Below are 12,548 nucleotides of genomic sequence, written 5' to 3' on the forward strand. Positions count from 1 at the left end.
TTAGCCTTTCCAATAAGTAGAAGTTGTTTGTCGCGCGTGACAATGAATATATGCAATGCAATAAGGAAAGTTGACTACTTTGCCCTTGATCCTGTCGAAACGGCGAACGGTTATTCAAGCCAAGCTGCTTCAAATCTCCATTTATATGAAATCCAGCATACTCTCCAATACATCTAATGCATTGGGTACGGTCTTAGCCTCATCGCCGTATACACGCCTAGCGTAACCATAAATTTGCCTGATTGATGAGCGCCACTTGTAGCACAGGCCGTCAAGATAAAGAATCTCATATTCCGCTGCGGCCTTCTCCCATGATAATCTGCCCGGTCAATATACCTCTGATAAGTCCGATATACCAACCGCAAACTGACTGATTTACGACTCCTTGCCAACTTTTTTAGCCATGCAGATAGAAGACATCAAGGCCTTAGAAAAGCACACCCCTATGATGCAGCAATATCTCCGCATCAAGGCGCAGCATCCCGATATGCTTATGTTCTATCGAATGGGGGATTTCTATGAACTGTTCTTTGACGATGCGGAAAAAGCGGCCAAGCTGCTCGATATTACCCTGACGCGGCGCGGGTCATCGGCGGGCGAGCCGATCAAGATGGCGGGGGTGCCTTATCATTCGGCCGAACAGTATCTGGCAAAACTTGTCAGGCTCGGCGAATCGGTAGCGATCTGTGAACAGACCGGTGATCCCGCTACCGCAAAAGGCCCTGTAGAGCGCCAGGTCATGCGTATTGTCACGCCAGGAACGCTGACCGATGCGGCGTTGCTGGAGGAAAAACGCGAGAGTGTTTTGCTTGCCTTGTTCGTGCATGAATCGACGCTGGGACTGGCCTGGCTCAACCTTGCCGCAGGGCAGTTCAGCGTGATGGAGACCTCGGTCGCTAATCTGGGAGCTGAACTTGAACGTCTGAAACCCGCGGAAATTCTTTTGCCTGATTCACCGGATACACCCGCCCCCCTCAAAATTGTCGGTGAATCCAAAAAAATATCCATCAAGCATCTACCCTTGTGGCAGTTCGACGCGGAAGCCGCTGTCTGTAATCTCTCCCGGCAATTTGGAACTCATGATCTTTCCGGTTTTGGCTGCGACGGTCTGCATCCATCGCTAGGCGCGGCAAGTGCACTGCTGGATTACGCCCGCCTCACGCAGGGCACGGGTATCGCTCACATCAAGGCGCTGCGGGTGGAGCGAGAGGGCAGCTATCTGCGAATGGATGCCGCCACACGCCGTAACCTGGAAATTTCTGAAACTATATTGGGTGATGCATCACCGACGCTGCTATCTTTGCTCGATACTTGCTCAACCAACATGGGCAGCCGGTTGCTGCGACAATGGCTGCATCATCCGCTTCGCAATCGCGCACTGGTTCAGGACCGGCTTGATCGCGTGTCTTTCCTTATCGGAGAAGCCGGATCAGGACCGTACCTTTCGGTGCGCGATTGCCTCAGGCACGTAGCCGACATCGAGCGCATTACCGCTCGTATCGCGCTGAAATCGGCACGTCCACGGGACTTATCCGGATTGCGCGACAGCCTGAAACGATTGCCGCAGGCTATTGCCGCCATCACTGCCATTACTACCGTTATGGCACCAAGAAGGCTTTCAAGCGTGTCTATTGCCGCGCTGGCGCAATCGATGACACCTGATGCAGGCCTTGTCACGCTTCTGGAGAATTCGCTGCGGGAAGAGCCGGAGGTTGTGCTTCGTACGGGGGGCGTAATCGCCGATGGCTATGACAACGAACTGGATGAACTGCGCGCTATACAGAACAATTGTGGCGAGTTTCTGCTGCAACTCGAAACAAGGGAAAAAGTCCGCACTGGTATCGCGAACCTCAAAGTGGAATATAACCGGTTGCACGGCTTTTATATTGAAGTGACCCATGCCCATAGCGAGAGGATCCCCGATGATTATCGGAGAAGGCAGACGCTGAAGAATGCCGAACGCTATATCACACCCGAACTCAAGGCTTTCGAGGAGAAGGCGCTCTCTGCTCAGGACCGCGCGCTGGATCGGGAGAAGTTTTTATATAGCCATCTGCTGGACTTGCTTTCGCAGCATATAGGTCATTTACAACAGGTTGCACAGGGTGTCGCCGAACTGGATGTGTTAGCGGCTTTCGCTGAACGCGCGCTCGCACTCGATTACACCTTGCCCATCTTTACCGAGGAGGCCATTATTGACATTGAGGCGGGCCGCCATCCGGTCGTGGAAAAACAGGTGGAGAACTTCATCGCGAATGATGTGCGGCTCGGCGCCTGCGGCAATGTCAGACGCCAGATGCTTGTCATTACCGGTCCCAATATGGGCGGCAAATCCACTTATATGCGTCAAATCGCGCTGATTGCGTTGCTCGCCCATTGCGGCAGTTTCGTTCCCGCAAAAAGCGCGCGTTTTGGGCCGCTCGATCAGATTTTTACCCGTATTGGCGCATCCGACGATCTCGCTGGGGGACGCTCGACTTTCATGATGGAAATGACCGAGGCTGCCAACATCCTGCACAATGCCACCTCACAAAGCCTGGTATTGATGGATGAAGTAGGACGAGGCACTTCCACGTTCGACGGCTTGGCGCTGGCCTTCGCCATTACCCGGTATCTGTTGGAGAAGAATTGCAGCTATACGTTATTCGCGACTCATTATTTCGAGTTGACAAGACTTGCCGAGGAATTCGCGCAAGCGGCGAATGTGCATCTGCGGGCAGTGGAACACAAGCATCATATTGTATTCCTGCACGCCGTCAATGAAGGGCCTGCAAGTCAGAGCTATGGCCTTCAGGTGGCGGCGCTTGCTGGTGTCCCGGAGTCCGTCATCAGAACAGCAAAAAAATATCTCGTGAAACTCGAGCAGGAAACGGTAAGAACGCAACCACAACGGGATCTGTTTTCGGACGAACTCCCTGCCGGGAAATCTCCCGAAGAACATCCTGTCCTCGCGTTGCTGCATACAATCTCGCCAGATGAATTAAGCCCCAGGCAAGCACTGGAAAAACTGTACGCTCTGAAAAATGCGACGGAGAAAGAATAGTCGGGGAAGCGAATCATTCACGCATCCCTGGTTGGGCGCGAATCCGGCTTGAGAAGTAATTTATCTACAGGTTTCGCAGGCCTCAATCAATGTCAATGTTCATGCCCATGAGCGCCATGGACATGGCCGTGAGACAGCTCCTCTGCGGTGGCCGGACGTACATCGGTAACCGTACAATCGAAACGCAGTGTCACACCGGCCAATGGATGGTTGCCGTCCACTACCACCTTGTCTTCGGCAATATCGGTCACGGTATAGATCAGGGCATCATCGGAACCCTCCTCGCCTCCTTCAAACTGCATCCCGACCGTCACATCGTCAGGGAAAAGCGTGCGCGGCTCTACCCGCACCAACTGACTATCGTATTCGCCAAAGGTATTTTCCGGCTCCATCAAAACTGTGCAACTGTAGCCTACCTCCTGGCGATGCAACTGTTCTTCCACCATGGGAAAGATTCCATCGTAACCGCCGTGCAGGTAACTGACCGGCACGTCGGGTTTTTCCATCACCTGACCGGTCAAGTCGGACAGCTCATAGTTGAGTGTTACCACTGTATCTTTTTCAATTCGCATATTATTCAGACTGTAAGTAAAATTGATGCAGTTTAAAGTAGAGTAGCAGGAAATCTCGCGCGATCCTCGGAATAACCCGCAACCCCGATAGCCCGCCGCCGATCTGCTGTAAATCCGGTTAACGGAGAGCATCCATTATTGCATTAGTAATGGTGCAATGGAATAAAGTTCCTCCTCCCGCAACCTTCGTCCATTCGGTCGACTCGACGGATTGGCCTTATGCAGCGGTTCCATCAATTTTACAACCTGCTATCAATTCTCTGACTGGCCCAAAACTGCGCCGGTGCACCACAGAGACTCCATGAATCCGTAGCGCCGCGATGTGTTGCTCGGTGGAATAGCCTTTATGCTGGTCGAAGCCATAATTCGGAAAGCGCCGGTGCAACGCCACCATCGTCGCGTCACGCCCCGTCTTCGCCAGGATGGAAGCAGCAGAGATTTCCGGTACCAGACTATCGCCCCTGATGATGGTGGTCACGGGACAACTCAGACGAGGACCATGAATTCCGTCCACCAACACTCTCCCGGGGATGAATGACAGACTTTTTATCGCACGCTTCATTGCCAGTAAACTCGCTTGCAGAATATTCAGCCGGTCAATTTCCTTGACCGATGCCGAACCGATAGCCCAGGCTATGGAATGTGCTTTAATGGCAAGGGTCAGGCTATCGCGCTTTTCTTCGCTTAGCGTTTTCGAATCTGCGAGACCCTCGATTCGATATTCCGGGTTGAGCACCACACAGGCCGCGAATACAGGGCCAGCCAAGGGCCCTCTGCCAGACTCGTCCACGCCGCACACCCAGTTGAATTCATTCGCCGACACTCGCCGCTCCATTTTTTCAATTCCGGTAGTCGAAATATTATCGCGAGACTATTCTTTGCGCCGAATCGTGCACATCAACTCGGCCTCGGTGACAACACGGCCGTCCACCTCTGCCTGGACGGAATATTTCCAGATTCCGATTCGCTCCCGCAGGATTGTTGCCTTGAGTATCAGTTGATCACCCGGCAGCACTGGCTTCTTGAAGCGGGCACGATCGATACCGACGAAATAGTAAACTGAATTCTCATCGGTTTCGAGATTCGCGGTCTTGAGCGTCAGAAGAGCAGCCGCTTGTGCCAGCGCTTCGATAATCAGAACGCCAGGCATAACGGGATGATGAGGAAAATGACCGGAAAAGAAGGGCTCGTTGATCGTCACGTTCTTGAGTGCCGATATAGTCTTGCCTGGTTCACAGCTTAGAACCCGATCAACCAGTAAAAAAGGGTAGCGATGAGGAAGGTATTTTAAAATTTCATTAATATCCATGCGCAGTCTTTCCGGTTTCTTGATAACGATTGATTTGGATGGCTTGCTGCTCCATATATTACCGACCAGCCGCTGCCTGGGCAGGCTACTTGTCAGCCAGCGCCTTGATTACCTTTTCGGTAATGTCGATGCGGGGACTGCGGTAAACGAGATCGCGCAAAGGCAAAATCAGGTCGTACTTCTCTGCCTCCGCGATTACCTGAATGGCTTTGCTGGCAGTCAACTGAAGGGTGGCGACTTCATCATTCTGTCGCAGGCTCAGGTCTTCGCGCATCTGCCGTTGAGCACGCTGATACTCCCGGTTGAGGGAGGCAAGGTCGCGCTCCTTGTTGCGCCGATCCGCTTCCGACATGGTCTTCCCCTCTTTTTCCAGAAGATCCTGAAGCTCCTTCGCCTGCAAGGCCATCCTCTTGATTTCCTGATCGCGCGGCAAGAATTCCTTTTCTATTTTTTTCAGGGCCCGAACCGCAGGTGCTGATTCAGCCAGAATTCTCTCGGTGTCGACAACTCCGATTTTAATATCATCATCCGCAAGTGCAGATCCCCAGGCGAGGATTACGCAGACTGCCGTGACGATTCGCCATAGCACGTTGTGTTTCAATTCTATCTCCGGGTTGCTCATTTAACTTAGAACTGCTGTCCAAATTGAAACTGAAATCGTTGTATATTATCACCAGGCTGGCTATTTATAGGCTGTGCGACACTGACTTTGAGAGGTCCCATGGGTGAAATCCACATAACAGCGATACCTGCGGAGTAGCGCAAACCTTCCTGTTGGGGTCTCGCACCGTCAGGACCATAAACGGTGCCAGCATCCATGAATGTACTCAGGCGTACTGTTCGATCGGTCCTCATACCGGGCATGGGAAACAGAATTTCCACGTTTCCCACTACACGTGTATTGCCCCCCAATGCTCTGTTGTTTTCATCACGAGGACCTAACGAACTGACACGATAGCCGCGAACCGTGGTATTGCCGCCAGCAAAAAAATTCTTGAAGAAGGGAAGGTCCTTTCCAGCGTAACCGTCCCCGTATCCCACGTCTCCATGCAGCAGCAGCGTAAAAATGTCAGTGACAGGATAATACCATTTGAGGTCATAGTTCACTTTGTAATAAGTGAGATCACCCCCCGGCAGGCCAACCTCGGCAAATACGCGCTGCGTGGTACCTGAGGTCGTCCAGATCGCACTATCGCGGCCATCGCGCCGCCAGCTGACGGTTGCCGGAATGTTGATTGTGGTCTCGCCGAATTTTCGCACGAAATCGATATTACGCTGCGGGCTGTTTGGCCCCAGTTCGATTTTCGTATTTTCCGCCCCCAGGCCAAGCAAGATACTGTCATTTTCGTTAAGCGGAATACCCATGCGTAAACCAGCACCTGTGGTATCCGTATTGAAGTTCATCACTGACAACAGCCTGCTCGTGTTTAGGACGCGCTTGTAAATATCGAATCCGGCTGTTACGCCATCCTTGGTGAAATAAGGGTCGGTATAAGACAATGAATAGGTCTTGTTGGCACGACCGGTATTGATCATGAGATTAACCAGTTTGCCGGTACCGAATATGTTGTCCTGAGCGACGGAACCGCTCAGTATCAACCCTTCCATATTGGAATAGCCTGCTCCGAACATCACTGCGCCAGTAGGCTTTTCCTTGACCTCCACATTCATGTCAACCTGATCGGTGGTGCCAGGAACCGCCGGTGTTTCAACGTTGACAGCATTAAAATAATTCAGTCTGTCCACCCTCGTCTTGGAGCGGTTGATTTTGCTGGTTGAATACCAGCCTCCTTCGAATTGCCGCAATTCCCTGCGTATCACTTCATCGCGGGTGCGGCTATTGCCCGTTATGTTGATACGCCTTACGTAGACCCGGCGTCCAGGATCTATAAAAAAGGTAAACGATACCTGTTGTTTCTCCTTGTCCAGTTGCGGCGAGGCATTGACATTGGCAAACGCATAGCCATCGTCACCCAGCCGGTCGGAAATGAGCTTGACGGACTCGGTCAGCCGCTCGCGCGAAAACACATCGCCGGATGCAAGCTTTATGAGTTGGCGCAACTCCTCTTCCGGCACCAGCAGTTCGCCGGCAAGTTTTATCTCGGAAACCTTGTATTGTGGGCCCTCGGTGATATTTACCGTGATATAAATATCCTGCATGTCCGGGGTGATGGATACCTGAGTGGATTCAATACTGAATTCAAGGTAGCCGCGATTTAGATAATACGATCGCAGCGACTCAAGATCGCCGGAAAGCTTCTGCTTTGAATACTGATCTTCCTTGGTAAACCAGGTAAGCAGGCCAGGCGTCCTCAATACGAATGCGCTCAGCAGGTCCTTTTCCTTGAAAGCCTTGTTTCCGACAATGTTGATCTTGCGAATCTTGGCGGTCTTGCCTTCATCCACGTTAAAATTGATTCCCACGCGATTACGATCGAGCGGTGTCGTAGTGGTGGTAATCTTTACCCCGTATTTACCACGGCTGATATACTGTTGCTTCAGTTCCTGTTCGGCTTTTTCCAGAGTTGAGCGATCGAAGATGCGCGATTCCGCCAGACCCGCCTGTTTCAGGCCTTCTTTCAGTTTGTCCTTCTCGAATTCCTTGGCCCCGATAATGCTGATCTGTGCAATAGCGGGACGCTCTTCCACCACGACAACGAGAACGCCGCCCTCGGACTCCAGCCGTACATCCTTGAAAAAACCAGTGGCATAGAGCACCTTGATAGCAGCCGCGGCCTTCTCATCATCGAGCGTATCCCCCACCTTTACCGGCAAGTAACTGAATACCGTCCCCGCCTCGGTTCGTTGTATGCCTTCCACCCGTATGTCTTTGACCACGAATGGCTCGCGCGCCCACGAAACCGAAGCGCATAAAGCAGAAACAAGCGCGACGAGATAGCGGACTTTCATACTTTAACTGGGGATGAGCCGGGTGATATCGTTGTATATGGCAAAAGCCATCAGGGCAAATAGCATCAACATTCCGACCTGCTGGCCAATTTCGATGGCTTTGGCTGAAAGTGGACGGCCCTGGACGATTTCGATCACATAATACATTAAATGCCCCCCATCCAGTACAGGGATAGGTAACAGGTTCAGCACGCCCAGGCTAATACTGATGAGCGCAAGAAAGGCAAGGTAAGCTGAAAGGCCCATTTGTGCCGACTTGCCTGCGTAGTCGGCGATTGTAATAGGCCCGCTCACATTCTTCCATGACACTTCTCCCGCCACCATTTTCCATAGCATTTTTAATGTAAATACCGATGTTTCCCAGGTTTTGTTTATTGCCCTGATCACGGCTGTGCCGGGAGGATAGCTGACTTCAATCAGAAGTTTTTCCAGTTCATCATGATCGATTTGGGGCGCAATTCCGATTTTGCCGATCTTTTTTCCACTCTCGGTGACAGTATCGGGAACGACTTCTATTTCGATGGTCTTTTCATCACGGCGGATTTCCAGCATTAGCGGCATTCCCGGACTGTTCCGTATCTTTTCGACCAGGTCTTCCCAAAGTGCAATTTCGCTACCGTCGACTGCCAGAATCTCGTCACCCGGCAACAAACCCGCGCGCTTCCCCGAGCTGTCGGGCGTTACCTGAGAAATGACGGGTTTCACGGCCGGCTGATAAGTGCTCAGGCCGATCTTCTTCAGAAACTCCGCATCCAGGTCATCGGCATGAATACCGCTTAAATCCAATTTCCGCAACGCCACCCGGCCTTGCGGGTCAGCAGTTTCTACCACTACCGAGGGTGACCTTTCCATTGCCTGCGACAGCAGCAACCACCGGGCATCCTGCCAGGTAGCAACGGGTTCAGGGCCAATTTTTGTAATGGTATCACCCGGCTCGAATCCTGCGAATGCCGCCGGTGTGGCGGAAGTCACAGGACCCAGAACCGGCTTCATCGCGCTGATGCCCAGCATGAACAGCAGCCAGTAAAGCACAATTGCCAGCAAAAAATTAGCAATCGGTCCTGCCGCGACAATGGCGAACCGGCGTCCAACAGGTTTGCGGTTGAATGATTGCGTCAACTCTTCGGGCGCAACGCTACCCTCACGTTCATCGAGCATCTTGACGTAGCCGCCAAGGGGAAAAGCAGCTATGACCCATTCGGTCTGGTCTTTTCCCCAGCGCTTCCGCAGCAAAGGCTGACCAAAGCCGATAGAAAAGCGCAGCACTTTTACCCCACACCAGCGAGCTACCAGGAAATGGCCGAATTCATGAAATACGATCAGCAATCCCAAGGCGACGACGAAAGCCAGGATGGTGGAAAAAAAAGTCATGCTAATGCGGGCCCGCGGCAAACGCGAGACAAGAAGGGGACGTAAAGTGAAAGAGTTTCAAATGGAGGGGATTCGAACATCTGAAAGAGGTGATTTGCTGTCTTCCGCGAAACGGGAGGGAAGCCGGAAGACCGGGAAAAAATGATCAGATAGGCGGCGAAAATGGCTGCGCAAAATATGCATCTATGCGTATATGATGAAGCGGCTTCCCATCTGCGAGAAATGCCGCACGCGCGCTGCTGCCTCACCTTTCGCACCTGTTGCCGTTATCGATGTTGTGTCGGAGGAGAAACATGGCGCAGTTGCGTGCTGTCTCGGCGCCGGGGTGACACATCGGGATAGAAACTCCAGTTATGAGTTTTTCAACTCTGCGTTCGGCCCAATGTTCTCCTCGCCAAGCGCAGTGGAAAAGATTCGCCTGAACCAACGGGTAATCCGCGCTTGTTTCGCCGCTTCCCGAGGCCAATTGCAACACGTTACGCCAGACACGTCAGCCACTCATGGGCGGCTTCGCGGGCCAGACCGTCTGCCGCCAGCACATCATTAAGTGTGGCGATATCCTTGCGACCTACTGCCTGCATGACTTCTTCAATCATGGCCGGGATAGCGGTAAAAGGCATCTGACACTTGAGAAAAGACTCTACCGCTACCTCGTTGGCGGCATTGAGTATCGCGGGTGCGCTGCCGCCGGTCGCCAACGCTTGATATGCAAGCCTCAAACAGGGAAAACGTTTAAAATCAGGCGCCTCGAAATCCAGCCGTGCTACTTTGAACATGTCCAGGGGCGTTACACCGGTTTCGATCCGCTCGGGAAAACCCAACGCATGGGCAATCGGCGTACGCATGTCGGGATTACCCAGTTGTGCCAATACTGAACCATCCACATATTCAACCATCGAATGAATTATGCTTTGCGGATGAATCACTACCTGGATCTGCTCGGGCGCAGCTTCAAACAGCCAGTGTGCTTCAATGACTTCCAGGCCCTTGTTCATCATGGTAGCGGAGTCGACTGAAATCTTCTGGCCCATTACCCAGTTGGGATGAGCGCAAGCCTGCCCCGGCGTTACGTGCTCCAGCGAGCTCAGCGGTAACTGGCGGAATGGTCCGCCTGATGCGGTCAGCAAAATCCGGCGTACCCCTACTGCACCCAGATCACCCTTGAAATGCTGCGGTAGTGATTGGAAGATAGCATTATGTTCGCTGTCGATCGGTAGCAGAGTAGCGCCGTTTTCCTTGACCACATCCATGAAGATACGGCCAGCCATGACCATGGTCTCCTTGTTTGCCAGCAGCACCTGCTTGCCTGCGCGGGCAGCGGCAAACGTGGGACGTATACCTGCAGCGCCTACAATCGCCGCCATTACCGTATCAACGTCTGCAAGCGATGCGACTTTCTCCAGAGACTCGACACCCGACAGCACTTCAGTCGCGAGCCCCGCTGCACGGACTTCTGTCTTCAGCCATTCAGCGCTGGCTTCGTCCAGTAATACTGCATAACGCGGCTGGAAACGGCGACATTGTTCCAGAATTTTTTTGGCACTCTTGTCCGCCGTAAGTGCAACGACACGAAACCGGTCAGGATGACGTGCAACCACATCCAGCGTGTTTACGCCGATACTCCCGGTAGAGCCAAGAATGGTAAGATGACGAACAGGTATCATAATTCGGTCTGTAACAGTAGAAGTGATAAGGCAGCGATGGGCAGGGCGGAAGTCAGCGCATCAATTCGGTCAAGTATACCACCGTGGCCGGGCAAAATATTTCCACTATCCTTGACTCCGGCATGCCTTTTCATCAGAGACTCAAACAAATCCCCGACAATACCCATCATGGCGAGCAGCAGTAGCAGCGGTATCAGTAACCTGATGCGGGCTTCGTCTCCGGCGCTATAATTCCATGTCAGCGCGTAAATAAAAACTGCCGCCAGTGCTCCAGCTACACCTTCCCAGGTTTTTCCCGGGCTGATACCTGGTGCTAACTTGTGTTTTCCCCATTTACGGCCTGTAAAGTACGCCGCAGTATCGGATATCCAGATTGTGGACATGAACCCCAGCAGGATGAGCGGATCGATGGCTCGCAATTGGTACAGGGCAAAACATGTCGGCAATAGCAGCACCCATCCCGTCAACGCCAGTGCGACCGGATTTCTGATCGGTGTTTTCGACTTCAGGAAAAATGGAACACCCAGCGTCCAGAATACGAACGATGCAGCGTAAAACCCCAGAAATACGGTGGTATGGGGATTGGTGAGGACTACGTCGCTTAACACGAACAGCAGTTCTCCAACCAGTATTATCGTGAATAAAAGATAGGTTATGGAACTGGTCAGAGAAAACTTCGCCAGCCTGCTCCATTCCCATGTGCCTGTCGCTGTCAAGGCAAGCAGTAACACCATCCAGAAAATGGCTGACAGGTAAAACAATGCCGCCAAAAATACGCATAGCATGATGACGGCTGTGAAAATCCGGGCCCTGAGCATGACTTGTAAGGTAAGAAAGAAACGGCGCAGATCGGGAAGGTGTAGAGATTACGCCGTTTTTTTGACGGCACCCTCTCTTCCTCCATGAGCGGATGACCTTGTTTGAAGCTGCTCGCTGGTGCGTCCAAACCGGCGCTCGCGTTGCTGGTAGGACAGAATGGCAAGATCCAGCGCACGAGCATCAAAATCGGGCCACAGCGTATCGGTAAAATACAGTTCAGTGTAAGCGAGTTGCCATAACAGAAAATTGCTGATGCGTTTTTCGCCGCCGGTACGGATAAACAGATCGGGTTCTGGAGCGTAGTTCAAGGCAAAATGCTGCACCAAGTCGTTTTCGTCAAAACACGTTGCCAATTGCGGCTTTTGCTCCAGCATTTTGTGCACAGCCTGCATGATATCCCAGCGCCCGCCATAATTGGCGGCGATGGTAAGTGTGAAGCGCGTATTCGCGGCTGTAAGCGCCTCGCCATTGCGAACAAACTCGACTATTTTTGGATCGAACTTCGACAGGTCGCCAATTACTTTGAAGCAAATGTCGTTCTCATGAAGTTTGGTAACTTCCTGCTCCAGCACGTTTATGAAAAGCTGCATCAGGAACGCGACCTCGTCCGTAGGGCGGCGCCAGTTCTCGCTGCTGAAGGCGAACAAGGTAAGGTACTCGACACCGCGCTCAATGCAAGCCTTGATCGCGGTGCGTACCGTCTCCACTCCGCGTTTATGCCCAGCCATCCGGGGCATGAAGCGGTTTTTCGCCCATCGGCCGTTGCCATCCATGATGATGGCAATATGTCGCGGAATCATGCCGGTTTCAGGTATTTCCCGGGTTGAACTGGTGGTAACGAGCATGGAAACGATTGGGTT

At 52.4% G+C, this 12,548-nt stretch carries 10 protein-coding genes; 1 reads left to right on the top strand and 9 read right to left on the bottom strand.

What is annotated here, in order from left to right; translation table 11 throughout:
* Positions 1 to 445 precede the first annotated feature (445 nt).
* Positions 446 to 3,043: a DNA mismatch repair protein MutS gene (gene mutS, locus BMX66_RS11595; protein WP_090882335.1), complete on the top strand. Its 2,598-nt coding sequence runs from the start codon at positions 446 to 448 to the stop codon at positions 3,041 to 3,043.
* 92 nt (positions 3,044 to 3,135) lie between these two features.
* Here mutS and BMX66_RS11600 read toward each other — a convergent pair whose 3' ends face one another.
* The 9 genes from BMX66_RS11600 to uppS form a co-directional block, all read right to left on the bottom strand.
* A complete protein-coding gene (locus BMX66_RS11600) occupies positions 3,136 to 3,615 on the bottom strand; it encodes an FKBP-type peptidyl-prolyl cis-trans isomerase (protein ID WP_090882337.1) in 480 nt (159 codons plus the stop codon).
* 217 nt (positions 3,616 to 3,832) lie between these two features.
* Positions 3,833 to 4,450 (bottom strand): ribonuclease HII, encoded by a 618-nt coding sequence (rnhB, locus tag BMX66_RS11605; protein WP_090882339.1) that lies wholly within the window; start codon positions 4,448 to 4,450, stop codon positions 3,833 to 3,835.
* Positions 4,451 to 4,486: 36 nt separating this feature from the next.
* Positions 4,487 to 4,924: a 3-hydroxyacyl-ACP dehydratase FabZ gene (fabZ, locus tag BMX66_RS11610; protein WP_090882341.1), complete on the bottom strand. Its 438-nt coding sequence runs from the start codon at positions 4,922 to 4,924 to the stop codon at positions 4,487 to 4,489.
* Between the two features lie 85 nt (positions 4,925 to 5,009).
* The gene (locus BMX66_RS11615) at positions 5,010 to 5,546 is read right to left on the bottom strand and encodes an OmpH/Skp family outer membrane protein (RefSeq protein WP_177168783.1); all 537 of its coding nucleotides are present in this window, start codon (positions 5,544 to 5,546) and stop codon (positions 5,010 to 5,012) included.
* 5 nt (positions 5,547 to 5,551) lie between these two features.
* Positions 5,552 to 7,834: an outer membrane protein assembly factor BamA gene (bamA, locus tag BMX66_RS11620; RefSeq protein WP_090882343.1), complete on the bottom strand. Its 2,283-nt coding sequence runs from the start codon at positions 7,832 to 7,834 to the stop codon at positions 5,552 to 5,554.
* Between the two features lie 3 nt (positions 7,835 to 7,837).
* Positions 7,838 to 9,205: an RIP metalloprotease RseP gene (rseP, locus tag BMX66_RS11625; protein WP_090882345.1), complete on the bottom strand. Its 1,368-nt coding sequence runs from the start codon at positions 9,203 to 9,205 to the stop codon at positions 7,838 to 7,840.
* A gap of 476 nt (positions 9,206 to 9,681) precedes the next feature.
* Complete coding sequence (gene ispC / locus BMX66_RS11630) at positions 9,682 to 10,869, bottom strand: 1-deoxy-D-xylulose-5-phosphate reductoisomerase (RefSeq protein WP_090882346.1); 1,188 nt, start codon at positions 10,867 to 10,869, stop codon at positions 9,682 to 9,684.
* A complete protein-coding gene (locus BMX66_RS11635; protein WP_090882348.1) occupies positions 10,866 to 11,687 on the bottom strand; it encodes a phosphatidate cytidylyltransferase in 822 nt (273 codons plus the stop codon). The genes ispC and BMX66_RS11635 overlap by 4 nt, the downstream gene beginning before the upstream one ends.
* A gap of 48 nt (positions 11,688 to 11,735) precedes the next feature.
* Positions 11,736 to 12,533 carry a polyprenyl diphosphate synthase gene (uppS, locus tag BMX66_RS11640; RefSeq protein WP_090882350.1) on the bottom strand — a complete coding sequence of 266 codons (798 nt, stop codon included), beginning with the start codon at positions 12,531 to 12,533 and terminating at the stop codon, positions 11,736 to 11,738.
* Positions 12,534 to 12,548 lie beyond the last annotated feature (15 nt).

Origin of the sequence: Nitrosovibrio sp. Nv6 (genome assembly GCF_900110495.1) — a bacterium.
In the GTDB taxonomy this organism is placed as follows: domain Bacteria; phylum Pseudomonadota; class Gammaproteobacteria; order Burkholderiales; family Nitrosomonadaceae; genus Nitrosospira.

What these genes read in the sequence shown, in the direction of transcription:
- mutS (WP_090882335.1), top strand. Translation starts at nt 446, where the DNA reads ATGATGCAGCAATATCTCCGCATCAAGGCGCAGCATCCCGATATGCTT.
- BMX66_RS11600 (WP_090882337.1), bottom strand. Translation starts at nt 3,615, where the DNA reads ATGCGAATTGAAAAAGATACAGTGGTAACACTCAACTATGAGCTGTCC.
- rnhB (WP_090882339.1), bottom strand. Translation starts at nt 4,450, where the DNA reads ATGGAGCGGCGAGTGTCGGCGAATGAATTCAACTGGGTGTGCGGCGTG.
- fabZ (WP_090882341.1), bottom strand. Translation starts at nt 4,924, where the DNA reads ATGGATATTAATGAAATTTTAAAATACCTTCCTCATCGCTACCCTTTT.
- BMX66_RS11615 (WP_177168783.1), bottom strand. Translation starts at nt 5,546, where the DNA reads ATGAGCAACCCGGAGATAGAATTGAAACACAACGTGCTATGGCGAATC.
- bamA (WP_090882343.1), bottom strand. Translation starts at nt 7,834, where the DNA reads ATGAAAGTCCGCTATCTCGTCGCGCTTGTTTCTGCTTTATGCGCTTCG.
- rseP (WP_090882345.1), bottom strand. Translation starts at nt 9,205, where the DNA reads ATGACTTTTTTTTCCACCATCCTGGCTTTCGTCGTCGCCTTGGGATTG.
- ispC (WP_090882346.1), bottom strand. Translation starts at nt 10,869, where the DNA reads ATGATACCTGTTCGTCATCTTACCATTCTTGGCTCTACCGGGAGTATC.
- BMX66_RS11635 (WP_090882348.1), bottom strand. Translation starts at nt 11,687, where the DNA reads ATGCTCAGGGCCCGGATTTTCACAGCCGTCATCATGCTATGCGTATTT.
- uppS (WP_090882350.1), bottom strand. Translation starts at nt 12,533, where the DNA reads ATGCTCGTTACCACCAGTTCAACCCGGGAAATACCTGAAACCGGCATG.